Raw genomic sequence first — 23,108 nt, forward strand, 5'->3', positions numbered from 1 at the left:
GCGACGAAGTGCCGTGGTGGAACGTAGTGGGCGATCGCAAATACCAGAAGCAGAAGCTGGCAGGCGATCTGGAAACGTTACGCAGCTACTACCTCGATCGTGGCTACGCGCGTTTCAACATCGACTCCACTCAGGTCAGTCTGACGCCGGATAAAAAAGGTATCTACATTACCGTTAACGTCACCGAGGGCGATCAGTACAAGCTCTCCGGCGTTGAAGTCAGCGGTAACCTGGCCGGTCACTCCGCCGAAATTGAGAGCCTGACGAAAATTCAGCCGGGCGAGCTCTATAACGGCACCAAAGTGACCAAAATGGAAGACGACATTAAGAAGCTTCTGGGTCGCTATGGCTACGCCTATCCGCGCGTACAGTCTCAGCCTGAGATCAACGACGCGGATAAGACCGTGAAGCTGCATATCAACGTCGATGCGGGCAACCGCTACTACGTACGTAAGATCCGCTTTGAGGGTAACGATACCTCTAAAGACGCCGTGCTGCGCCGTGAAATGCGCCAGATGGAAGGCGCATGGCTGGGCAGCGATCTGGTCGATCAGGGTAAAGAGCGTCTGAACCGTCTCGGCTACTTCGAAACGGTAGATACCGATACCCAGCGTGTTGCAGGCAGTCCGGACCAGGTTGACGTGGTCTACAAGGTCAAAGAGCGTAACACCGGTAGCTTCAACTTTGGCGTCGGCTACGGCACCGAGAGCGGCGTCAGCTTCCAGGTTGGCGTTCAGCAGGATAACTGGCTGGGTACGGGTTACTCGGTAGGGATCAACGGGACCAAAAACGACTACCAGACCTACTCTGAGCTGTCTGTTACCAACCCGTACTTCACCGTTGACGGTGTGAGCCTCGGTGGTCGTATCTTCTATAACGACTTCGAAGCCGATGATGCGGACCTCTCCTCGTACACCAACAAGAGCTACGGCCTTGACGGTACGCTGGGCTTCCCGATCAACGAGTACAACACGCTGCGCCTGGGCTTAGGCTACGTGCATAACGACCTCTCCAACATGGAGCCGCAGGTCGCCATGTGGCGCTATCTCGACTCGGTGGGGCAGAGCGCCAACACCCAGGACAACGATAATGGCTACAGCGCAGACGACTTCACCTTTAACTACGGCTGGACCTACAACCATCTTGACCGCGGCTACTTCCCAACGGACGGCTCGCGTGTCAACCTGAACGGTAAGGTCACCGTACCGGGCTCGGATAACGAGTTCTACAAGGTGACGCTGGACACCGCGACCTACGTCCCGCTCGATGACGATCATAAGTGGGTAGTACTGGGCCGTACCCGTTGGGGCTACGGTGATGGCTTAGGCGGTAAAGAGATGCCGTTCTATGAAAACTTCTACGCCGGCGGCTCCAGCACCGTGCGTGGCTTCCAGTCCAACAATATCGGTCCGAAAGCGGTCTACTACGGTGGTAACAACCAGGAGAACTGCCAGAACAGTGTCGCAGGCTCTCTCTGTAAGTCTGATGACGCGGTAGGCGGTAACGCCATGGGCGTCGCCAGCCTGGAAGTGATTACCCCGACGCCGTTTGTGAGCGAGAAGTATGCTAACTCGATCCGTACCTCGGTCTTCTGGGATGCGGGTACGGTATGGGATACTAATTGGGATGATACGACAGCAACAAGAAATGCTGGCGTACCGGACTATAGCGATCCGAGCAACATCCGTATGTCTGCGGGTATTGCACTACAATGGATGTCTCCGCTGGGGCCGTTGGTCTTCTCCTACGCCCAGCCGTTTAAGAAATACGAAGGGGACAAAGCAGAACAGTTCCAGTTTAACATTGGTAAAACCTGGTAATTGCTCTGCGCAACGGAATGCACAGGTAGTGTAGCGCTGATGCAGGCGATCGTCAGGTCGCCTCGCCACGCAAAGAACGGTATCTTCGGATACATTGGGATGGTAAGGAGTTTATTGTGAAAAAGTGGTTATTAGCTGCAGGTCTCGGTTTAGCGATGGTTACCTCTGCGCAGGCAGCGGACAAAATTGCGATCGTTAACATGAACACCCTGTTCCAGCAGGTCGCTCAGACTACCGGTGTTTCCAAAACGCTGGAAAACGAGTTCAAAGGCCGCGCCAGCGAACTCCAGAGCCAGGAAAACGATCTGCAGGGCAAAATGCAGCGTCTGCAGCGTGACGGCTCAACGATGAAAGCTTCCGATCGTAGCAAGCTGGAAAAAGACGTCATGTCTCAGCGCCAGGCTTTCTCCCAGAAAGCGCAGGCTTTTGAGCAGGATCGCGCACGTCGTTCCAACGAAGAGCGTGGCAAGCTGGTTACCCGTATCCAGTCTGCAGTGAAGAAAGTGGCAGCCGACGACGGTATCGATCTGGTTGTTGACGCAAATACCGTTGCTTACAACAGCAGTGACGTAAAAGACATCACCGCTGATGTGCTGAAACAGGTTAAATAAGTAATGTCTACAATTCGACTGTCTGATTTAGCTCAACAGTTGGATGCAGAGTTACACGGTGATGGCGATATCGCCATCACCGGCGTTGCGTCCATGCAGTCCGCTAAAGCAGGTCAAATCACCTTCATGGTAAACCCAAAGTACCGTGAACATCTGGCGGCTTGCCAGGCCTCTGCTGTCGTGATGACGCAGGACGACCTCCCTTTTGCCCACGGTCCCGCGCTGGTAGTGAAAAACCCCTACCTGACGTATGCCCGGATGGCACAAATTCTTGATACCACGCCGCAGCCGGCCCAGGACATTGCACCCAGTGCGACGATCGATCCGTCGGCGAAGCTGGGTAACAACGTCTCCATTGGCGCTAACGCTGTTATCGAATCCGACGTTGAGCTGGGCGATAATGTCGTGATTGGCGCAGGCTGCTTCGTGGGTAAAAAGACAAAAATCGGTGCAGGCTCGCGGTTATGGGCCAACGTGACCATTTACCACGAGATCGAAATCGGTGAAAATTGCCTCATTCAGTCCAGTACCGTGATCGGTGCGGATGGATTTGGCTACGCCAACGATCGCGGCAACTGGGTGAAGATCCCCCAGCTTGGACGGGTGATCGTCGGCGATCGTGTTGAGATCGGTGCTTGTACCACCATTGACCGTGGTGCGCTCGACGACACGATCATTGGCAACGGCGTTATCATTGATAACCAGTGCCAGATTGCACATAACGTCGTGATTGGCGACAATACCGCAGTTGCTGGCGGTGTCATCATGGCGGGCAGTTTAAAAATTGGCCGCTACTGCATGATTGGCGGTGCGAGCGTGATCAACGGTCACATGGAAATCTGCGATAAGGTCACCGTAACGGGCATGGGTATGGTGATGCGTCCCATTACTGAACCGGGCGTCTACTCATCAGGTATCCCGCTGCAACCCAATAAAACCTGGCGAAAAACAGCAGCGCTGGTGATGAATATTGATGACATGAGCAAGCGTCTCAAGGCTCTTGAGCGCAAGGTCGTGCAGCAAGACGATTAATTCACCCGTTTTACGCCCAAACTTCTCGGCCTGACGGCATTAGATTGCCGCGGGCCGTGTTATTATTGCCATTCAGTATTTTTTGACAGGAAGAGTATTTTGACTACTGACACTCATACTCTGCACATTGAAGAGATTTTAGAGCTTCTGCCGCACCGCTACCCGTTTTTGCTGGTTGACCGCGTGCTGGATTTCGAAGAAGGTCGTTTTCTGCGCGCAGTAAAAAATGTTTCGGTTAATGAACCCTTTTTCCAGGGCCATTTCCCTGGTAAGCCCATTTTTCCGGGCGTCTTGATTCTGGAAGCCATGGCTCAGGCCACCGGCATTCTGGCGTTTAAAAGCGTAGGAAAACTGGAACCTGGCGAGCTGTACTACTTTGCCGGTATCGATGAAGCGCGCTTCAAACGTCCGGTGGTGCCAGGGGATCAGATGATCATGGAAGTTACGTTTGAGAAAACGCGTCGTGGCCTGACCCGCTTTAAGGGCGTGGCAACGGTTGACGGTAAAGTTGTTTGTGAAGCTACTATGATGTGTGCACGTAGCCGGGAGGCCTGATACGTGATTGATAAAACTGCCTTTGTTCATCCTACCGCCATCGTGGAAGAGGGTGCCGTTATTGGCGCTAACGTCCACATTGGCCCGTTCTGTATTGTTGGACCCCATGTTGAAATTGGTGAGGGTACCGTACTGAAGTCTCACGTTGTCGTAAATGGCCACACTAAAATTGGTCGCGACAACGAGATCTATCAGTTCGCCTCCATCGGTGAAGTGAACCAGGATCTCAAATATGCTGGCGAACCGACCCGGGTGGAAATTGGCGATCGTAACCGCATTCGCGAAAGCGTAACCATTCACCGTGGTACCGAACAGGGCGGTGGTTTGACGAAGGTGGGCAGCGGTAACCTGCTGATGATCAACGCACACGTTGCGCATGATTGTACGGTAGGGAGCAACTGTATCCTCGCTAACAACGCGACGTTAGCGGGCCACGTCTCGGTCGACGATCACGCCATCATCGGCGGCATGACGGCGGTGCACCAGTTCTGCATCATCGGCGCACACGTCATGGTGGGCGGCTGCTCCGGCGTTGCTCAGGACGTACCGCCGTACGTCATTGCCCAGGGTAACCACGCCACGCCGTTCGGGGTTAACATCGAAGGGCTGAAACGTCGCGGCTTTAGCCGTGAAGCGCTAATCGCCATTCGCAACGCCTACAAGCTGCTCTACCGCAGCGGTAAGACGCTGGAAGAGGTTAAGCCGGAGATCGCTGAGCTGGCGGAAGCGCACCCGGAAGTACGCGCGTTCAGCGAGTTCTTTGAGCGCTCGACGCGGGGCCTGATCCGGTAATGATTGACGATCGTCCGCTTACGATTGCCCTGGTCGCCGGAGAAACCTCCGGCGATATTCTTGGTGCCGGTCTCATCCGTGCGCTCAAGCAGCGTGTGCCTAACGCCCGCTTTGTCGGCGTGGCCGGGCCGCTGATGCAGGCCGAGGGCTGCGAAGCCTTGTATGAGATGGAAGAGCTGGCCGTGATGGGGATCGTGGAGGTGCTGGGCCGCCTGCGTCGCCTGCTGCATATCCGCGCCGACCTGACGCGCCGCTTCACCGAGCTTAAGCCGGACGTTTTTGTCGGCATTGACGCCCCCGATTTCAACATTACCCTTGAGGGCAACCTCAAACGGCAGGGTATTAAAACGATTCACTACGTCAGCCCCTCCGTCTGGGCCTGGCGACAGAAACGCGTTTTCAAAATAGGCAGATCCACCGATCTGGTTCTGGCCTTTCTGCCTTTCGAAAAAGCGTTTTATGACCGCTTTAACGTGCCGTGCCGCTTTATCGGCCATACCATGGCAGACGCCATGCCGCTGGATCCCGATAAAAACGCCGCACGCGACGCGCTTGGGCTCTCCCATGATGCCCACTGCCTGGCGCTGCTGCCGGGCAGCCGTGGCGCAGAAGTGGAGATGCTCAGCGCTGACTTCCTGCGTACCGCACAGATCCTGCGCCAGCACTATCCCGATTTAGAGGTGGTGGTGCCGCTGGTCAACGCCAAACGCCGGGAGCAGTTCGAGCGTATCAAAGCCGAGGTGGCACCGGATCTGGTGGTTCACCTGCTGGACGGCAAGGGCCGCGAGGCGATGGTTGCCAGCGACGCCGCGCTGCTGGCATCCGGTACCGCTGCACTGGAGTGCATGCTGGCAAAATGCCCGATGGTGGTGGGCTATCGCATGAAGCCGTTTACCTTCTGGCTGGCAAAACGACTGGTGAAAACCGACTACGTCTCGCTGCCTAACCTGCTGGCCGGGCGCGAGCTGGTGAAAGAGCTGCTGCAGGACGAGTGCCAGCCGCAGCTGCTGGCCGATGCGCTGCTGCCCCTGCTGGCCCGGGGCAATACCAGCCACACCATGCATGACACCTTCCGTGAGCTGCATCAGCAGATCCGCTGCAACGCGGATGAACAGGCGGCGGATGCTGTGCTGGAGCTAGCAAAATGAATGAATTTATTTATCCGCACCACCACTTAGTGGCAGGTGTGGATGAGGTGGGCCGTGGCCCGCTGGTCGGTGCGGTCGTTACGGCGGCAGTGATCCTTGACCCCGCCCGGCCGATTATCGGCCTTAACGACTCCAAAAAGCTGAGCGAAAAACGCCGCCTGGCGCTGTTTGCTGAGATTCAGGAAAAAGCGCTATGCTGGAGCCTGGGGCGCGCCGAGCCGCATGAGATTGACGAGCTGAACATTCTGCACGCGACCATGCTGGCGATGCAGCGCGCCGTGGCCGGGCTATCCGTTGTTCCCGAGTATGTGCTGATTGACGGCAACCGCTGTCCGGCCCTGCCTATGCCTTCGATGGCGGTGGTGAAGGGGGATAGCCGGGTCGCGGAGATTAGCGCGGCCTCCATTATTGCTAAAGTCACGCGCGACGCCGAGATGGCCGCGCTTGACCTGACGTTCCCTCAATATGGCTTTGCGCAGCATAAAGGGTATCCGACCGCTTTCCACCTGGAGAGACTGGCGGAGCACGGCGCGACAGAGCATCACCGGCGTAGCTTTGCGCCAGTAAAGCGCGCGCTGGGGCTGGTCTCCTGATTGCTGCACATTAAGTAAAGCGGAAGCTAAATAGACTATGGCTGAACCACGTTATGTCCACCTGCGGGTGCACAGCGACTACTCCATGATCGATGGGCTGGCTAAGACCGGACCGCTGGTAAAAAAGGCGGCCGCGTTAGGTCAGCCTGCGCTGGCGATCACCGATTTTACCAACCTCTGCGGTCTGGTTAAGTTCTACGGAACGGGCCATGGGGCAGGGATCAAGCCAATCGTTGGGGCGGATTTTCACGTCCAGAGCGATATCATGGGCGACGAGTTTACGCAGATCACGGTGCTCGCCGCCAACAACACCGGCTACCAGAACCTGACGCTGCTCATCTCCCGTGCCTACCAGCGCGGCTATGGCGCGCTGGGGCCCTACATCGATCGGGAGTGGCTGGCGGATCTGAACGAAGGGCTGATCCTGCTCTCCGGCGGACGCATGGGCGACGTGGGCAAAAGCCTGCTGCGCGGCAACGCGGCGCTGGTGGAACAGTGCGTGAGCTTCTACGAGACCCACTTCCCGGATCGCTTCTACCTGGAGCTGATCCGTACCGGCCGTCCTGATGAGGAGAGCTACCTGCACGCGGCGGTTGAGCTGGCCCAGGCGCGCGGTCTGCCGGTGGTAGCGACCAATGACGTCCGCTTTATCGACAGCGGCGATTTTGACGCCCATGAAATTCGCGTCGCCATTCACGACGGCTTTACCCTTGACGATCCCAAACGTCCGCGCCTCTATTCGCCGCAGCAGTATATGCGCAGCGAAGAGGAGATGTGCGAGCTCTTCTCCGACATCCCGGAAGCGCTGGAGAACAGCGTCGAGATTGCCAAGCGCTGCAACGTCACCGTGCGTCTCGGCGAATACTTCCTGCCGCAGTTCCCCACCGGTGAGATGACCACGGAAGATTTCCTGGTGCTGAAGTCGAAGGAGGGGCTGGAGGAGCGTCTGGAGTTTCTCTTCCCGGACCCGGCGGTGCGCGCCGAGAAGCGCCCCGAGTATGACGAGCGCCTCGACGTTGAGCTGAAGGTCATCAACCAGATGGGCTTCCCGGGCTACTTCCTGATCGTGATGGAGTTCATCCAGTGGTCAAAGGATAACGGCGTCCCGGTAGGGCCAGGCCGTGGTTCCGGTGCAGGCTCGCTGGTAGCCTACGCGCTGAAGATCACCGACCTCGATCCGCTGGAGTTTGACCTGCTGTTCGAACGCTTCCTCAACCCGGAACGTGTCTCGATGCCTGACTTCGACGTTGACTTCTGCATGGAAAAACGTGACCAGGTGATCGACCACGTAGCGGAGATGTACGGTCGCGAGGCGGTGTCGCAGATTATCACCTTCGGTACGATGGCGGCGAAAGCGGTGATCCGCGACGTCGGTCGCGTGCTGGGCCACCCCTACGGCTTCGTGGATCGTATCTCCAAGCTGGTGCCGCCGGATCCGGGCATGACCCTGGCGAAAGCCTTCGAGGCCGAGCCGCAGCTGCCGGAGATCTACGAGGCCGATGAAGAGGTCAAGGCCCTCATCGACATGGCGCGCAAGCTGGAAGGGGTCACGCGTAACGCCGGTAAGCACGCCGGTGGGGTGGTGATCGCGCCGACTAAAATTACCGATTTTGCGCCGCTCTACTGCGACGAAGCCGGGCAGCATCCGGTTACCCAGTTTGATAAGAATGACGTGGAGTATGCGGGGCTGGTGAAGTTCGACTTCCTCGGCCTGCGTACGCTGACGATCATCGACTGGGCGCTGAAGATGATCAACCCGCGCCGGGCGAAGCAGGGGCTGGAGCCGATTGATATCGCCGCGATCCCGCTAGACGACAAGAAAAGTTTTGATATGCTGCAGCGCTCGGAAACCACCGCGGTCTTCCAGCTTGAATCCCGCGGCATGAAGGATCTGATTAAACGCCTGCAGCCTGACTGCTTCGAAGATATGATCGCCCTGGTGGCCCTGTTCCGTCCCGGCCCGTTGCAGTCGGGGATGGTAGACAACTTTATCGACCGTAAGCACGGTCGGGAAGAGATCTCCTACCCTGACGTGCAGTGGCAGCACGAGTGCCTGAAGCCGGTGCTGGAGCCGACCTACGGCATTATCCTCTACCAGGAACAGGTGATGCAGATTGCCCAGGAGCTCTCTGGCTATACGCTGGGCGGCGCGGACATGCTGCGCCGTGCGATGGGTAAGAAGAAGCCGGAAGAGATGGCCAAACAGCGCTCGGTCTTTGAAGACGGGGCGAGAAAGAACGGCATTGACGGTGAACTGGCGATCAAAATCTTTGACCTGGTAGAGAAATTCGCCGGCTACGGATTTAACAAATCGCACTCCGCTGCCTATGCTTTGGTGTCGTACCAGACGCTGTGGCTGAAGGCCCACTATCCCGCTGAGTTTATGGCGGCGGTGATGACGGCGGATATGGATAACACCGAGAAGGTGGTCGGGCTGGTGGATGAGTGCTGGCGGATGGGGTTAAAGATCCTGCCGCCGGATATCAACTCCGGACTGTACCATTTTCACGTTAACGACGACGGCGAGATTGTCTACGGTATCGGCGCGATCAAGGGCGTGGGTGAAGGCCCGATTGAAGCTATTCTGGAAGCGCGTAATAAAGATGGCTACTTCCGCGAGCTGTTCGACCTCTGCGCCCGCACCGATACCAAAAAGCTTAACCGTCGGGTGCTGGAGAAGTTGATCATGTCCGGGGCGTTTGACCGCCTCGGGCCGCACCGCGCCGCGCTGATGAATTCGCTGAACGATGCGCTAAAAGCCGCCGATCAGCATGCTAAAGCAGAGGCGATTGGCCAGGCGGATATGTTCGGCGTGCTGGCGGAGGAGCCGGCCCAGATCGAGCAGTCCTACGCCAACTGCCAGCGCTGGCCGGAGCAGGTGGTGCTGGACGGCGAACGTGAGACGTTGGGACTCTACCTGACGGGTCACCCGATTACCCAGTATTTGAAAGAAATTGAGCGCTATGTCGGCGGGCTTCGGCTCAAAGACATGCACCCGACAGAGCGTGGTAAGATCACCACCGCTGCGGGGCTCGTCATTGCGGCGCGGGTTATGGTCACCAAGCGCGGCAATCGTATCGGTATCTGTACGCTGGATGACCGTTCCGGCCGTCTGGAGGTGATGTTATTCACCGACGCGTTGGATAAATACCAGCAATTGCTGGAAAAAGACCGCATACTCATCGTCAGCGGACAGGTCAGCTTTGATGACTTCAGCGGGGGGCTTAAAATGACCGCCCGCGAAGTGATGGACATTGACGAAGCCCGGGAAAAATATGCTCGCGGGCTTGCTATCTCGCTGACGGACAGGCAAATTGATGACCAGCTTTTAAACCGACTCCGTCAGTCTCTGGAACCCCACCGTTCGGGAACTATTCCAGTGCATCTCTACTACCAGAGAGCGGATGCGCGCGCCCGGTTGCGCTTTGGTGCAACATGGCGTGTCTCTCCGAGCGATCGTTTACTTAACGATCTGCGTGGCCTGGTTGGCCCGGAGCAGGTGGAACTGGAGTTTGACTAATACAGGAATACTATGAGTCTGAATTTCCTTGATTTCGAACAGCCGATCGCCGAGCTGGAAGCGAAAATCGATTCCCTGACGGCCGTGAGCCGCCAGGATGAAAAACTGGATATTAACATCGACGAAGAGGTGCATCGTCTGCGCGAAAAAAGCGTAGAGCTGACGCGCAAAATCTTTGCCGATCTCGGCGCATGGCAGGTGGCGCAACTGGCGCGCCATCCACAGCGTCCGTACACCCTGGATTATGTCCGCCTGGCGTTTGATGAGTTCGACGAGCTGGCCGGTGACCGCGCCTACGCTGACGATAAAGCCATCGTTGGCGGTATCGCGCGTCTGGACGGGCGTCCGGTGATGATCATTGGTCATCAGAAAGGGCGTGAAACTAAAGAGAAGATCCGTCGTAACTTTGGTATGCCGGCTCCGGAAGGCTATCGCAAAGCGCTGCGTCTGATGGAGATGGCCGAGCGCTTCAACATGCCGATCATCACCTTCATCGACACCCCGGGTGCTTACCCTGGCGTGGGCGCAGAAGAGCGCGGTCAGTCTGAAGCCATTGCCCGCAACCTGCGTGAGATGTCGCGTCTGAACGTGCCGGTGATCTGCACCGTCATCGGTGAAGGCGGCTCCGGCGGCGCGCTGGCTATCGGCGTGGGCGACAAAGTTAACATGCTGCAGTACAGCACCTACTCGGTGATCTCTCCGGAAGGCTGTGCGTCTATCCTGTGGAAGAGCGCTGATAAAGCACCGCTGGCTGCGGAAGCGATGGGCATTATCGCCCCGCGTCTGAAAGAGCTGAAGCTGATCGACTCCATTATTCCGGAGCCGCTGGGTGGCGCGCACCGCAACCCGGAGGCCATTGCCGCGTCGCTGAAGGCGCAGCTGCTGGAAGATCTGGCCGATCTCGACGTGCTGAGCAAAGAGGAGCTGCGTGACCGTCGTTACCAGCGCCTGATGAGCTACGGCTACGCCTGATCGGGTAAACGCCGGGCGGCGCTCGCGCTTGCCCGGCCTACCAAACCTACTCGCCTCAACTATGCTTATCTGTGAATTCGCACGGAGGTAAGCATTGAATATCATCGCCATCATGGGGCAGCAGGGCGTTTTTTATAAAGACGAGCCCCTCAAAGAGCTTCACCTTGCGCTGGAGCAGCAGGGTTTCCAGCTCATCTATCCCACCAGCAGCAACGACCTGTTAAAACTCATCGAACACAACCCGCGCATCTGCGGCGTCATCTTTGACTGGGACCAGCACGGCCTGGATCTGTGCAGCGACATCAACCAGCTCAACGAGTATCTGCCGCTCTACGCCTTTATCAACACCCACTCAACCATGGACGTCAGCGCCCACGATATGCGTATGGCGCTCTGGTTTTTCGAGTACGCGCTGGGCGCGGCCGACAGCATTTCGACGCGTATCCGCCAGTATACCAACGAGTATCTGGACCAGATCACGCCGCCTTTTACCCGCTCGCTCTTCACCTACGTGAAAGAGGGCAAGTACACCTTCTGTACCCCCGGACACATGGCCGGTACTGCCTACCAGAAAAGCCCGGTGGGCTGTCTGTTCTATGACTTCTTCGGTGGCAATACCCTGAAGGCCGACGTCTCGATCTCCGTGACCGAGCTGGGATCCCTGCTCGATCACACCGGCCCGCATCTGGAGGCCGAAGAGTATATCGCCCGCACTTTTGGGGCCGAGCAGAGCTACATGGTGACCAACGGTACCTCGACCTCTAACAAAATTGTCGGCATGTACGCCGCGCCTGACGGCAGCACGCTGCTTATCGATCGCAACTGCCATAAGTCGCTGGCCCACCTGCTGATGATGAGCGACGTGGTGCCGATCTGGCTCAAACCGGGACGCAACGCGCTGGGTATCTTAGGCGGTATTCCCCGCCGCGAGTTTAGCCACGAGAGCATTACAGAGAAGGTAGCGGCGACGCATGGGGCCAGCTGGCCGGTCCATGCGGTTATTACCAACTCCACCTATGACGGGCTGCTCTACAATACTAACTGGATCAAAGAGACCCTCGATGTGCCGTCGATTCACTTCGATTCGGCATGGGTTCCCTACACCAACTTCCACCCCATCTATGAGGGCAAGAGCGGCATGAGCGGCGACCGCGTGCCGGGCAAAGTCTTCTTTGAAACCCAGTCGACGCATAAGATGCTGGCCGCCTTCTCCCAGGCGTCGCTGATCCACGTTAAGGGCGAATATGACGAAGAGACCTTTAACGAAGCCTATATGATGCACACCACCACCTCGCCCAGCTATCCGCTGGTGGCCTCTATCGAGACGGCGGCAGCGATGCTGCGAGGTAATCCCGGTAAGCGGCTGATCAACCGCTCCGTTGAGCGTGCGCTCCACTTCCGTAAAGAGGTGCAGCGGCTGAAAGACGAGGCGGAGGGGTGGTTCTTCGATATCTGGCAGCCGGAGGATATTGACCAGGCCGACTGCTGGCCGGTTGCGCCGGGTGAAGCGTGGCACGGCTTCCGCGAGGCAGATGCCGACCATATGTTCCTCGATCCGGTCAAGGTCACCATCCTGACGCCGGGCATGGACGAGCAGGGCAACATGGCGGAGGAGGGCATTCCCGCCGCGCTGGTGGCGAAATTCCTCGACGAGCGCGGCGTAGTGGTAGAGAAAACCGGCCCCTACAACCTGCTGTTTCTGTTTAGCATCGGCATCGATAAAACCCGGGCGATGGGGCTGCTGCGCGGCCTGATGGAGTTTAAGCGCGCCTACGATCTCAACCTGCGGGTGAAGAACATGCTGCCGGACCTCTACGCTGAAGATCCCGACTTCTACCGCAACATGCGCATTCAGGATCTGGCTCAGGGGATCCACAAGCTAATCTGCCAGCACGAGCTGCCGCGCCTGATGCTCCAGGCCTTCGACGTGCTGCCGCATATGATCATGACCCCGCACCAGGCGTGGCAGCTACAGGTGAAGGGCGAGGTGGAGACCGTCGAGCTGGAGGCGCTGGTGGGAAGAGTTTCCGCCAATATGATCCTGCCGTATCCGCCAGGCGTCCCGCTGCTGATGCCCGGAGAGATGATCACCGAGCGGAGCCGGGCAGTGCTCGATTTTCTGCTGATGCTCTGCGCTATCGGCCGCCACTATCCTGGTTTCGAAACGGATATCCATGGTGCGAAGCGCGATGAGGATGGCGTTTACCGGGTAAGGGTCTTAAAACAGACGTGACCCCCTTGCGCAGGGATGCGCAGCGTCGTAACGTTGGCATGAAAAAAGGAGGGGTTATGCTTGGTTTAAAAAAGGTTCACCACATCGCGATCATTGCGACGGATTATGCAAAGAGCAAGGCGTTTTACTGCGACATCTTAGGCTTCGAGCTGCAGAGCGAAGCGTATCGTGAAGAGCGGGACTCATGGAAGGGCGATCTGGCGCTGAACGGCGAATACGTGATTGAGCTTTTCTCCTTTCCTTTTCCGCCCGCACGGCCCAGCCGTCCCGAGGCCTGCGGCCTGCGTCATCTGGCCTTCAGCGTGGATGACGTCGAGCGGGCCATTGCACACCTGCAACAGCACGGCGTAGAGTGCGAGCCGGTGCGTATCGATCCCTTTACCGGTAAGCGCTTCACCTTCTTTACCGATCCCGACGGTCTGCCGCTGGAGCTGTACCAGCAGGAATGACACCTTCACCTATTATGCAACGCCTGCACGCCCGCCGCCGGTTTCTGGTGGCGTTTAGCGGCGGGCTGGACTCTACCGTTCTGCTGCACCAGCTGGTGCAGTGGCGCACGCAGCAGCCTGACGTCTCCCTGCGGGCGATCCACGTTCATCATGGGCTCAGCCCAAACGCCGACGCATGGGTAACCCACTGTCAGCAGATATGCAGCCGCTGGGATGTGCCGCTAAGCATCGCCCGTGTGACGCTGGCGGAGGAGGGAATGGGTATTGAAGCCCAGGCGCGCAAGGCGCGCTATCAGGCCTTTGCCGACGCCCTGCTGCCGGGGGAGGTGCTGCTCACCGCCCAGCATCAGGACGATCAGTGCGAGACGCTGCTGCTGGCGCTGAAACGGGGCAGCGGCCCGGCGGGGCTAGCGGCCATGCCTGCCGAGCTACCTTTCCACGGCACCCTGCTGCTGCGCCCGTTGCTCAATGAAACCCGCGAGGCGCTGGAGCAGTGGGCCTGCGCCCATCGGCTGAGCTGGATCGAAGATGAGAGTAATCAGGACGCCAGCTACGATCGCAATTTTATCCGTCTTGAGGTTCTCCCCTTGCTGAAGCAGCGCTGGCCGCACTTTGCCAACGCGGCAGCGCGCAGCGCAGCGCTGTGCGGCGAGCAGGAGCAGCTGCTGGACGAGCTGCTGGCGGAGGAGCTGGCAAGTTTAGTCAGCGAAGAGGGGGCGTTAACCGTTGCGCCACTGATGACTATGAGCGCTACCCGCCGGGCGGCGCTTCTGCGCCGCTGGCTAAGCGGGCTGGGTGCGTTGATGCCGTCGCGGGATCTGCTGACCCGCATCTGGCAGGAGGCGATCCTCGCCCGGGAAGATGCGGCCCCGCGTCTGGTGCTGGGAGCCCATGAGATCCGTCGCTTTCAGGGCCAGCTCTGGTGGGTGAAAAGCACGCCCGGCCAGCGGCAGACGGTGATCCCATGGCCTGGGCCGCTGGAGCCGCTGACGCTGCCCGCCGGGCTGGGAGAGCTAACGCTGGTAACGGGGGGCAATATTCGGCCGCCGCGTGCCGACGAGCCGGTAACGGTGCGCTTTCATGCGCCGGGGATGCTCCACGTTGCCGGACGCCACGGCGGGCGCAAGCTGAAAAAAATCTGGCAGGAGCTTGGCGTCGCGCCCTGGCTGCGGGATACCACGCCAATACTGTTTTACGGCGAAACGCCAATCGCGGCGGCAGGGCAGTTTGTGACTCAGGAAGGGCTGGCGGATAACGCAGAGGGATTACGGCTGACGTGGCGGAAATGACGGGCAGCATGCTGCCCGCTGGAACAGATTCAGGATTCGCTCACCACGACGGTGCCGATATCCGGGTGGCTAAAGCTGGCAATTTTGTCGAGACGGAGTTCACGCGTTTCACCTGCTGCGTCGACGAGCAGGTACTCAACGTTCTTGCGCGAGACTAAATCGCTGGCTTTGGCCTTTAGCTCTTCGCCATCTTTCAGCGTCAGCGTCAGTAACAGATGATGCTGGCAGGCGAGTTCAAGGTTGTCATAGTCATCGCAGTTGATGGGTTGATACGTTTCATTCATTGACATAATCGCTCACCAGTAAGTTCGCGGCAGCATAGGCTGCCTTTTCCCTGACGGGCTCAGGAAGCAGATCGTCCGATGCTACTTCATTGAGCGCTTTTAATACGCAGCTCAGCGCATCCGGGATAAACCCTAAGTCTCCGCTGGCAATTTCCGCATACCGCTTGCGTATTAACTCACAATAATTGTCCACATACCCTCCTGTCAGTGTATTGACTTTGCCGTGGGATGTAAGTTTAAGCCTACGAAGATAAACTCTGTTTAGCAAGCTGACTATACCATACTCATCCCAGCAATATCAGCGGACCGAATGTTTGCTACAATGGGCGCTATTTTGCGAAGGAGCGATGACATGGCATTGAAAGCAACCATTTATAAAGCGACGGTGAACGTGGCCGATCTGGACCGCAACCAGTTTCTTGATGCCACCCTGACCCTGGCGCGCCACCCTTCTGAGACCCAGGAGCGCATGATGCTGCGCCTGCTGGCGTGGATCAAATTTGCCAACGAACGGCTGCAGTTTACCCGTGGTCTCAGCGCGGAGGATGAGCCGGAAGCCTGGCTGCGCAACGATCACATGGGGATCGATCTCTGGATTGAGCTGGGGCTGCCGGAAGAGCGGCGCATCAAGAAAGCCTGCAGCCAGTCGAAAGAGGTGGCGCTCTTTACCTACAACAGCCGGGCGGCGCAGGTCTGGTGGCAGCAGAATCAGAACAAGCTGGCTGGATTCAGTAACCTGAGCATCTGGTATCTTGATGATGAGCAGCTGGCCCAGCTGAGCGCTTTTGCCTCCCGCACCATGGCGCTTCAGGCTACTATCCAGGATGGCGCAATCTGGCTCTCCGACGCGGAGAATAACCTGGAGATCCACCTGACAACCTGGCAGAGCGCGGCATGATTGAGATTTCACGCAGCGTCGCCATTCCCGACAGCGAGATCGAGCTGACCGCCATTCGCGCCCAGGGCGCGGGTGGCCAGCACGTGAATAAAACCTCCACGGCGATCCATCTGCGCTTCGATATCAAGGCCTCCAGCCTGCCGGATGCCTATAAAGAGCGCCTGCTGGCAGCGAGCCACCATCTGATTACCAGCGACGGTATGGTGGTGATCAAAGCGCAGGAGTACCGCAGCCAGGAGATGAACCGTGAAGCGGCGCTGGCCCGTCTGGTGTCGTTGATCCAGGAGCTGATGGTAGAGCAGAAGAGCCGCCGTGCTACGCGCCCGACGCGAGCGTCGAAAGAGCGTCGGCTGGCGACCAAGTCGCAAAAGTCGTCAGTGAAGGCATTACGCGGCAAGGTGCGCGGCGGGGAGTAGGATCTGCCCGGCAGGCTTGCCGGGCAGAGCAGGGCTTAGCCTTTGATCGCTTTTACCAGATAGTCGAGAATGTCGCCGGTTTTAATCAGCTGCTTCTCGCCGTTGCGGCGGTATTTGTATTCGATATCGTCGCTGTCGAGGTTGCGATCGCCGATAACCACGGTGTGCGGAATACCGATCAGCTCCATATCAGCAAACATCACGCCCGGACGCTCTTTACGATCGTCCATCAACACCTCAATTCCCTGCGCGTTCAGCTCAGCGTAGAGCTTCTCAGCCAGCTCCTGCACGCGGAAGGATTTGTGCATGTTCATCGGCAGAATGGCAACCTGGAACGGCGCAATCGCGTCCGGCCAGACGATACCGCGCTCGTCGTGGTTCTGCTCGATGGCTGCCGCCACTACGCGGGTCACGCCGATACCGTAGCAGCCCATGGTCAGGATCTGATTACGCCCATCTTCACCCTGCACTGACGCTTTCAACGCTTCAGAGTACTTGGTGCCCAGCTGGAAGATGTGACCCACTTCGATGCCGCGCTTGATCATCAGAGTACCCTGGCCGTCCGGGCTTGGATCGCCGGCGACCACGTTACGGATGTCAGCCACTTCCGGCATCGCCACGTCGCGATCCCAGTTAATGCCGAAGTAGTGCTTGCCATCGACGTTCGCGCCCGCAGAGAAGTCGCTCATCACGGCAACGGTACGGTCGATAACTACCGGAATCGGCATGTTCACCGGGCCAAGGGAGCCTGGACCGGCGTTAACGATAGCGCGGATCTCTGCTTCGGTCGCAAAGGTCAGCGGGCTAGCAACCTGCGGCAGCTTCTCTGCCTTCACTTCGTTCAGCTCGTGATCGCCACGCACCAGTAGGGCGACCAGCGGGTAAGCACTGCCCTCTACCGCTTTCACCAGCAGGGTCTTAACGGTCTTTTCAATCGGCAGGTTAAACTGCTCAACCAGCTCGGCGATGGTTTTTGCGTTCGGCGTATCGACCAGGGTCATCTCCTGGGTTGCCGCCGCACGCGCTTCTTTCGGCGCAAGCGCTTCGGCAAACTCGATGTTGGCCGCGTAGTCAGAGCTATCGGAGAAGATCACATCGTCTTCACCGCTCTGGGCCAGTACCTGGAACTCGTGCGAGGCGCTACCGCCGATAGAGCCTGTATCCGCCTGCACGGCACGGAAGTCGAGATCCATGCGGCTGAAGATTTTGCTGTAGGCGGCATACATCGCGTCATAGGTGAGCTGCAATGATTCCTGCGAGGTATGGAAAGAGTAGGCATCTTTCATCAGGAATTCACGGGAGCGCATCACGCCAAAACGCGGGCGTACTTCGTCACGGAATTTGGTCTGGATCTGATAGAAGTTCAGCGGCAGCTGTTTGTAGGAGCTGAGTTCGTTACGGATCAGATCGGTGATGACCTCTTCATGCGTCGGGCCGAGAACAAACGGACGCTCGCCGCGATCGGCAATGCGCAGCAGCTCCGGACCGTACTGCTCCCAGCGACCGCTCTCCTGCCACAGATCAGCGGGCTGAACCACCGGCATTAACACCTCGATCGCACCGGCGTTGTTCATCTCTTCACGCACGATGTTTTCGACTTTTTTCAGAACGCGCACGCCGGTCGGCAGCCAGGTGTATAACCCAGAGGCCAGCTTGCGGATCAACCCGGCGCGCAGCATCAGCTGGTGGCTGATCACTTCGGCGTCGGCAGGTGTCTCCTTCAGGGTGGAGAGCAGATATTGGCTAGTACGCATGTTATTACGATTCCATTTGGACGATGGGCACAGGCCCAAAGCGGGCCTGACACAAAAAAAGTGATTCAGTTTACCAGCGAGACAGCTATGTCAAAAGAGAGCGGGCAGAATTTACCGCGCTTCCAGCGCAAAGACCTCAAAGCCCGTCTCGGTCACCCGCCAGCGGACGTTAAAATCGAGCAGCCAGACGGCATACTCTTTACCTGCCTCCTCCTGCTGGCGATAGGCTGGGCGAGGATCCTGGGCCAGAACGTCGACGATAAACTGCCTAAGATGCGGATAGCGCCTCTCGAGCTGCGGCAGACTCTGGGCAAGCTCGGGGGTAAAGTTCACCGGCATGGTGGCCTGCGGTGCCTGCTGGGCGTAGCTGGCTTTCGCCTCCGGTAGCGCCTCGGCAAAGGGCAGGTAGGGTTTGATATCCACTACCGGCGTGCCGTCCACCAGATCGAGGCTGCCCAGATCGAGGATTACCTGTTCACCCTGACAACGGATGCCTTTTAGCTCCACCAGCGACATGCCGATGGGATTCGGGCGAAAAGTTGAGCGGGTAGCGAACACGCCCATTCTGGCGTTGCCGCCGAGCCGGGGAGGGCGCACCGTTGGCCGCCAGCCACCCTCCATCGTTTGATGGAAAATAAACAGCAGCCAGAGGTGGCTAAACGCCTCCAGTCCGCGCACCGCATCGGCCTGGTTATAGGGGGCGATGAGATGAAGCTCACCGCCGCCGCTTTTTACCAGCCCCGGCTGGCGCGGAACGGCGAACTTCTCTTTATAGGGGGAGCGAATAACGCCTATCTGCGCAAATTGAAAGGTGCTCATTTCGCCGAAACGTTAAGCGCCGATCCGATGCACACGGCCTGGCGGTAGCAGCCCGGCGTGCCGCTGGTCACTTCGCAGCTGTGCTGAAGGACGGCGTTGGCTTTCATTTTGGCCGCGTTGATCTGCATACGTTTGCGGGCGGTTGGGATGTTTGGCGGAGAGTCCTGGTTGCTTGCCTGGCAGGAGTCACCGGAGACCTCGCCCAGATCGCGGAACGTTTTGCCGATCAGCTCTTCCGGATTAGTGATGACTCTGACCGGCGCCGGCGGGGTCACTTTCGCTTTAGCGGGCTCCGCTTTCGGCGGCGTTGCTGCGTTGCTTTGTACGGGTTCGACGGGAGATCTGCTTAGCATGGAGCAGCCGCTGAGCATGAGTGCCAGTAAACAGATCGGTAAAGCACGCATAGTATTTCCTCAATGAGTGATCAAATTGTCAGTTATTGAACCAGTTGCCTGCATAAATGACAAGGCGGGCTTGCGCCCGCCCTGAATGATATTACACCGAGGAGAGATTACCAGCCTTTAACAGCGCCGCCGTTGAAGACCTTGTTCGCCGCCTGGTCAACTTCGTCAGACTGGTAGGCCTGAACGAATTTCTTCACGTTTTCCGCGTCTTTATTGTCTTCTCGGGTCACGATCATGTTCACATACGGGGAGTCTTTATCTTCAACGAAGATACCGTCTTTCGCCGGGGTCAGGTTGATCTGGCTGGCGTAGGTGGTGTTGATGACCGCCAGGGCAATCTGTGCGTCGTCCAGCGAGCGCGGCAGCTGCGGTGCTTCCAGCTCAACAATTTTGAGGTTTTTCGGGTTATCGGTCACGTCCAGAACGGTCGGCAGTAGGCCAACGCCCTCTTTCAGCTTGATCAGACCCTGTTTTTGCAGCAGCAGCAGAGAGCGGCCCAGGTTGGTCGGATCGTTCGGAACCGCAATCTGCGCGCCATCCTGCAGCTCGCTCAGGGATTTTATCTTCTTGGAGTAGCCAGCGATAGGGTAGACAAAGGTGTTACCGGCGGAAACGAGCTTGTAGCCGCGATCTTTGATCTGCTGATCCAGGTACGGTTTGTGCTGGAAGGCGTTAGCATCAATATCGCCTTTGCTCAGCGCTTCGTTTGGCAGCACGTAGTCATTGAAGGTCACCAGCTCAACGTCGAGGCCATATTTGTCTTTCGCCACTTTCGCTGCCACTTCTGCAACCTGCTGCTCGGCACCGACGATAACGCCCACTTTAATGTGGTTCGGATCTTTCTCGTCCTGGCCACAGCCTACCAATGCCAGAGCACCAATCAGCGCACCCGCCGCTGCAAAGGTCTTAAATTTGAACACCATGTTATTTCCTTAACTCACTGAGTCGATTGTGTTGTGTACAACGCTATTTATGCGTCACTGCCCGGACGATACGATCGCCAGAGAACTGAATCAGATAAACCAGCACGACTAATAATATCAGCACCGTGTTCATTACGGTGGCGTTATAGCCGATATAACCATACTGATAGCCGATCTGGCCCAGCCCACCTGCGCCGACCGCACCGCCCATGGCGGAGTAGCCCACCAGGGTAATCAGGGTGATGGTGGCCGCGTTAACCAGTCCCGGCATCGCTTCCGGCAGCAGCACCTTGCGGACGATCTGCATCGGCGTTGCGCCCATCGCGCGGGAGGCCTCAATCAGCCCGGTCGGGATCTCCAGCAGCGCGTTCTCTACCATACGGGCAATAAAGGGCGCTGCGCCAACGGTCAGGGGTACAATCGCCGCCTGCAGGCCAATGGAGGTGCCGACAATCACGCGGGTAAAGGGGATCATCCATACCAGCAGGATAATAAACGGAATGGAGCGGAAGATATTCACCAGCGCGGAGAGGGTGCGGTAGAGCTTCGCGTTCTCAACGATCTGCCCCGGACGGGTCACGTACAGCAGCACGCCTACCGGCAGGCCAATCACGAATCCAAAGAAGCCGGAGACAAAGGTCATCGCCAGCGTCTCCCAGACGCCACGCGCCAGTAACCACATCATTGGCTCAGACATAACCCAGTACCTCTACTTTTACATGATGTTCCTGCAGCCAGGCGATGGCGGCCTGGGTATCCTGCTGCGTGCCGTGCATCTCGGTCAGCATAATGCCGAACTTCACGCCGCCGGCGTAATCCATCTGCGCACTGATAATGTTGTTGTTAACGTTGAATCGACGGGCCGTCTCAGAAAGCAGCGGCGCGTCCACGGACTGGCCGGTAAACTCCATGCGCAGCATCGGTACGCTGTCGGCTTCGGGTTCCGCCTTCAGACGCTGCTGGTAATCTTCCGGAATATCCAGATGCAGCGTGGACTGAATAAACTGCTGGGCCAGCGGCGTCTTCGGATGGGAGAACACTTCGCTAACCGTGTCCTGCTCAATCAGCTCGCCATTGCTGATCACCGCCACGCAGTCACAGATACGCTTCACCACATCCATCTCATGCGTAATAAGAAGAATGGTTAAGCCGAGACGACGGTTAATGTCCTTCAGCAGCTCGAGGATAGAGCGGGTCGTGGCCGGATCCAGCGCGCTGGTGGCCTCATCGCAGAGCAGAACTTTAGGATTGCTTGCCAGCGCACGGGCAATCGCCACACGCTGCTTCTGGCCGCCGGAGAGGTTAGCCGGATAGCTGTCATGCTTATCGCCCAGGCCGACCAGGTCCAGCAGCTCGGTCACGCGACGCTTGATTTCGACCGCCGGGGTGTTGTCCAGCTCCAGGGGCAGCGCCACGTTGCCGTAGACGGTACGGGAAGCCAGCAGGTTAAAGTGCTGGAAGATCATGCCAATCTGGCGGCGTGCGCGGGTAAGCTGCGCTTCCGATAAGGTCGTCAGCTCTTCACCGCCAACCTGAACGCTGCCCTGCGTCGGACGCTCAAGCAGGTTAACGCAGCGAATCAGCGTACTTTTACCGGCACCCGATGCGCCGATGACGCCATAAATTTGTCCGGCAGGGACATGCAGGCTGACATTATTCAACGCCTGAATGGTGCGGTTCCCCTGCTGGAACACTTTGGTGATATTCGAAAGTTTAATCATTAGAATATTTTTGTCGTATGAGTTAGCCGTGGCATTTTGTTCTGCCAGATACGGGCAGTGACCGTAAACAGAGCGGATGGTAAGGCATCCAGACGTCTAATTCAATGTAACTCGCTATGATGAGCACTTTCTTGCCGCGTGAAACATGAGATACTAGCGCGACATGCCTTTTTCAGGAGTAAGCCGGTGGCACAGTCAGTACCCGCAATTTTTCTCGATCGTGATGGCACGATTAACGTCGATCATGGTTATGTCCACGAGATTGACGACTTTGAATTTATCGATGGCGTCATTGACGCTATGCGTGAGTTAAAAGCGATGGGCTTCGCGCTGGTGCTGGTGACCAATCAGTCCGGCATTGCCCGCGGCAAGTTTACCGAAGCCCAGTTTGAGACCCTGACTGAATGGATGGACTGGTCGCTGGCAGATCGCGGCGTCGACCTGGACGGCATCTATTACTGTCCACACCATCCTCAGGGCGCAGTGGAAGAGTTCCGCCAGGTGTGCGACTGCCGCAAGCCGCATCCGGGGATGCTGAACTCCGCGCGCGACTTTTTACACATCGACATGGCCGCCTCTTATATGGTGGGCGATAAAGTAGAAGATATGCAGGCAGCGGCAGCGGCTGGCGTCGGGCATAAAGTATTAGTGCGTACCGGCAAGCCGGTAACGCCAGAGGCGGAAAATGCAGCGGACTGGGTGCTTAGTGGCCTTGCAGAGCTGCCTGCGGCTATCAAAAAGCAGCAAAAATAGCCGTTATGACGAAAAGATGAGCGGTTGAAATAAAATTGTCTTTTTCCGCTTGTCAGCTGCGAATAACTCCCTATAATGCGCCTCCATCGAAACGGCAAACGTGAATCACTTCACGGAAACAG

23 protein-coding genes are annotated in these 23,108 nt (G+C 57.8%); 15 read left to right on the forward strand and 8 right to left on the reverse strand.

Features of this window, described 5'->3' with window-relative positions; genetic code table 11:
• The 12 genes from bamA to tilS all read left to right on the forward strand — a co-directional run.
• Positions 1-1,820, forward strand: a 1,820-nt coding sequence (gene bamA / locus RTP97_RS18330) for an outer membrane protein assembly factor BamA (RefSeq protein ID WP_312416196.1), incomplete at its 5' end; no start/stop codon positions are given.
• Positions 1,821-1,936: 116 nt separating this feature from the next.
• The gene (skp, locus tag RTP97_RS18335; RefSeq protein ID WP_312416199.1) at positions 1,937-2,431 is read left to right on the forward strand and encodes a molecular chaperone Skp; all 495 of its coding nucleotides are present in this window, start codon (positions 1,937-1,939) and stop codon (positions 2,429-2,431) included.
• A 3-nt stretch (positions 2,432-2,434) separates the two neighbouring features.
• Complete coding sequence (gene lpxD, locus RTP97_RS18340; RefSeq protein WP_312416202.1) at positions 2,435-3,463, forward strand: UDP-3-O-(3-hydroxymyristoyl)glucosamine N-acyltransferase; 1,029 nt, start codon at positions 2,435-2,437, stop codon at positions 3,461-3,463.
• A 99-nt stretch (positions 3,464-3,562) separates the two neighbouring features.
• Complete coding sequence (fabZ, locus tag RTP97_RS18345; RefSeq protein ID WP_006173598.1) at positions 3,563-4,018, forward strand: 3-hydroxyacyl-ACP dehydratase FabZ; 456 nt, start codon at positions 3,563-3,565, stop codon at positions 4,016-4,018.
• A gap of 3 nt (positions 4,019-4,021) precedes the next feature.
• Positions 4,022-4,810 (forward strand): acyl-ACP--UDP-N-acetylglucosamine O-acyltransferase, encoded by a 789-nt coding sequence (lpxA, locus tag RTP97_RS18350; protein WP_312416206.1) that lies wholly within the window; start codon positions 4,022-4,024, stop codon positions 4,808-4,810.
• Positions 4,810-5,958 (forward strand): lipid-A-disaccharide synthase, encoded by a 1,149-nt coding sequence (gene lpxB, locus RTP97_RS18355; RefSeq protein ID WP_312416208.1) that lies wholly within the window; start codon positions 4,810-4,812, stop codon positions 5,956-5,958. Before lpxA ends, lpxB begins: the two co-directional genes overlap by 1 nt.
• The gene (rnhB, locus tag RTP97_RS18360; RefSeq protein ID WP_103820637.1) at positions 5,955-6,551 is read left to right on the forward strand and encodes a ribonuclease HII; all 597 of its coding nucleotides are present in this window, start codon (positions 5,955-5,957) and stop codon (positions 6,549-6,551) included. Before lpxB ends, rnhB begins: the two co-directional genes overlap by 4 nt.
• A 37-nt stretch (positions 6,552-6,588) precedes the next feature.
• Entirely contained in the window at positions 6,589-10,071 is a 3,483-nt protein-coding gene (dnaE, locus tag RTP97_RS18365; RefSeq protein WP_312416210.1) for a DNA polymerase III subunit alpha, read from the forward strand.
• 12 nt (positions 10,072-10,083) lie between these two features.
• Positions 10,084-11,043: an acetyl-CoA carboxylase carboxyl transferase subunit alpha gene (gene accA / locus RTP97_RS18370; RefSeq protein WP_312416211.1), complete on the forward strand. Its 960-nt coding sequence runs from the start codon at positions 10,084-10,086 to the stop codon at positions 11,041-11,043.
• A 94-nt stretch (positions 11,044-11,137) separates the two neighbouring features.
• Complete coding sequence (locus RTP97_RS18375; RefSeq protein WP_312416213.1) at positions 11,138-13,276, forward strand: lysine decarboxylase LdcC; 2,139 nt, start codon at positions 11,138-11,140, stop codon at positions 13,274-13,276.
• 56 nt (positions 13,277-13,332) lie between these two features.
• Positions 13,333-13,725: a VOC family protein gene (locus RTP97_RS18380; RefSeq protein WP_312416215.1), complete on the forward strand. Its 393-nt coding sequence runs from the start codon at positions 13,333-13,335 to the stop codon at positions 13,723-13,725.
• Complete coding sequence (tilS, locus tag RTP97_RS18385) at positions 13,722-15,014, forward strand: tRNA lysidine(34) synthetase TilS (protein WP_312416217.1); 1,293 nt, start codon at positions 13,722-13,724, stop codon at positions 15,012-15,014. The genes RTP97_RS18380 and tilS overlap by 4 nt, the downstream gene beginning before the upstream one ends.
• 29 nt (positions 15,015-15,043) lie before the next feature.
• Here tilS and rof read toward each other — a convergent pair whose 3' ends face one another.
• The gene (gene rof, locus RTP97_RS18390; protein WP_312214369.1) at positions 15,044-15,304 is read right to left on the reverse strand and encodes a Rho-binding antiterminator; all 261 of its coding nucleotides are present in this window, start codon (positions 15,302-15,304) and stop codon (positions 15,044-15,046) included.
• Positions 15,291-15,491, reverse strand: coding sequence for a YaeP family protein (locus RTP97_RS18395; protein ID WP_312214371.1), 201 nt, complete (start codon positions 15,489-15,491; stop codon positions 15,291-15,293). Before RTP97_RS18395 ends, rof begins: the two co-directional genes overlap by 14 nt.
• 159 nt (positions 15,492-15,650) lie before the next feature.
• Here RTP97_RS18395 and RTP97_RS18400 point away from each other — a divergent pair, with 159 nt between their 5' ends.
• Positions 15,651-16,196 carry a YaeQ family protein gene (locus RTP97_RS18400; RefSeq protein ID WP_312416219.1) on the forward strand — a complete coding sequence of 182 codons (546 nt, stop codon included), beginning with the start codon at positions 15,651-15,653 and terminating at the stop codon, positions 16,194-16,196.
• Positions 16,193-16,612: an alternative ribosome rescue aminoacyl-tRNA hydrolase ArfB gene (gene arfB, locus RTP97_RS18405; RefSeq protein WP_312214375.1), complete on the forward strand. Its 420-nt coding sequence runs from the start codon at positions 16,193-16,195 to the stop codon at positions 16,610-16,612. The genes RTP97_RS18400 and arfB overlap by 4 nt, the downstream gene beginning before the upstream one ends.
• A 35-nt stretch (positions 16,613-16,647) precedes the next feature.
• Here the strand turns inward: arfB and proS are convergent, their stop codons facing one another.
• The 6 genes from proS to metN all read right to left on the reverse strand — a co-directional run bounded on the left by proS (position 16,648) and on the right by metN (position 22,233).
• Positions 16,648-18,366: a proline--tRNA ligase gene (gene proS, locus RTP97_RS18410; protein ID WP_312416222.1), complete on the reverse strand. Its 1,719-nt coding sequence runs from the start codon at positions 18,364-18,366 to the stop codon at positions 16,648-16,650.
• A gap of 111 nt (positions 18,367-18,477) precedes the next feature.
• Positions 18,478-19,185 carry a tRNA (N6-threonylcarbamoyladenosine(37)-N6)-methyltransferase TrmO gene (tsaA, locus tag RTP97_RS18415; protein ID WP_312416224.1) on the reverse strand — a complete coding sequence of 236 codons (708 nt, stop codon included), beginning with the start codon at positions 19,183-19,185 and terminating at the stop codon, positions 18,478-18,480.
• On the reverse strand, positions 19,182-19,589 hold the full coding sequence (gene rcsF / locus RTP97_RS18420; protein WP_312214381.1) for an Rcs stress response system protein RcsF: 408 nt from the start codon (positions 19,587-19,589) through the stop codon (positions 19,182-19,184). Before rcsF ends, tsaA begins: the two co-directional genes overlap by 4 nt.
• Before the next feature lie 107 nt (positions 19,590-19,696).
• Positions 19,697-20,512, reverse strand: coding sequence for a MetQ/NlpA family lipoprotein (locus RTP97_RS18425; RefSeq protein ID WP_268108984.1), 816 nt, complete (start codon positions 20,510-20,512; stop codon positions 19,697-19,699).
• A 43-nt stretch (positions 20,513-20,555) separates the two neighbouring features.
• Positions 20,556-21,209, reverse strand: a complete 654-nt coding sequence (locus RTP97_RS18430; protein WP_042390667.1) for a methionine ABC transporter permease MetI — start codon at positions 21,207-21,209, stop codon at positions 20,556-20,558.
• Positions 21,202-22,233: a methionine ABC transporter ATP-binding protein MetN gene (gene metN / locus RTP97_RS18435; RefSeq protein WP_312416228.1), complete on the reverse strand. Its 1,032-nt coding sequence runs from the start codon at positions 22,231-22,233 to the stop codon at positions 21,202-21,204. Before metN ends, RTP97_RS18430 begins: the two co-directional genes overlap by 8 nt.
• A 186-nt stretch (positions 22,234-22,419) precedes the next feature.
• On the opposite strand from metN, the gene gmhB reads away from it, so the two are divergent.
• The gene (gene gmhB, locus RTP97_RS18440; protein WP_312416231.1) at positions 22,420-22,986 is read left to right on the forward strand and encodes a D-glycero-beta-D-manno-heptose 1,7-bisphosphate 7-phosphatase; all 567 of its coding nucleotides are present in this window, start codon (positions 22,420-22,422) and stop codon (positions 22,984-22,986) included.
• The last annotated feature ends 122 nt before the right edge of the window (positions 22,987-23,108 follow it).

The sequence above is a fragment of the Pseudescherichia sp. genome, from assembly GCF_031998825.1.
In the GTDB taxonomy this organism is placed as follows: Bacteria; Pseudomonadota; Gammaproteobacteria; order Enterobacterales; family Enterobacteriaceae; genus Pseudescherichia.

Coding starts and splice junctions, on each gene's coding strand:
- RTP97_RS18425 (WP_268108984.1), bottom strand. CDS start 20,512: ATGGTGTTCAAATTTAAGACCTTTGCAGCGGCGGGTGCGCTGATTGGT.
- RTP97_RS18430 (WP_042390667.1), bottom strand. CDS start 21,209: ATGTCTGAGCCAATGATGTGGTTACTGGCGCGTGGCGTCTGGGAGACG.
- accA (WP_312416211.1), top strand. CDS start 10,084: ATGAGTCTGAATTTCCTTGATTTCGAACAGCCGATCGCCGAGCTGGAA.
- metN (WP_312416228.1), bottom strand. CDS start 22,233: ATGATTAAACTTTCGAATATCACCAAAGTGTTCCAGCAGGGGAACCGC.
- rof (WP_312214369.1), bottom strand. CDS start 15,304: ATGTCAATGAATGAAACGTATCAACCCATCAACTGCGATGACTATGAC.
- proS (WP_312416222.1), bottom strand. CDS start 18,366: ATGCGTACTAGCCAATATCTGCTCTCCACCCTGAAGGAGACACCTGCC.
- lpxD (WP_312416202.1), top strand. CDS start 2,435: ATGTCTACAATTCGACTGTCTGATTTAGCTCAACAGTTGGATGCAGAG.
- RTP97_RS18400 (WP_312416219.1), top strand. CDS start 15,651: ATGGCATTGAAAGCAACCATTTATAAAGCGACGGTGAACGTGGCCGAT.
- tilS (WP_312416217.1), top strand. CDS start 13,722: ATGACACCTTCACCTATTATGCAACGCCTGCACGCCCGCCGCCGGTTT.
- rnhB (WP_103820637.1), top strand. CDS start 5,955: ATGAATGAATTTATTTATCCGCACCACCACTTAGTGGCAGGTGTGGAT.
- rcsF (WP_312214381.1), bottom strand. CDS start 19,589: ATGCGTGCTTTACCGATCTGTTTACTGGCACTCATGCTCAGCGGCTGC.
- tsaA (WP_312416224.1), bottom strand. CDS start 19,185: ATGAGCACCTTTCAATTTGCGCAGATAGGCGTTATTCGCTCCCCCTAT.
- dnaE (WP_312416210.1), top strand. CDS start 6,589: ATGGCTGAACCACGTTATGTCCACCTGCGGGTGCACAGCGACTACTCC.
- lpxB (WP_312416208.1), top strand. CDS start 4,810: ATGATTGACGATCGTCCGCTTACGATTGCCCTGGTCGCCGGAGAAACC.
- arfB (WP_312214375.1), top strand. CDS start 16,193: ATGATTGAGATTTCACGCAGCGTCGCCATTCCCGACAGCGAGATCGAG.
- RTP97_RS18380 (WP_312416215.1), top strand. CDS start 13,333: ATGCTTGGTTTAAAAAAGGTTCACCACATCGCGATCATTGCGACGGAT.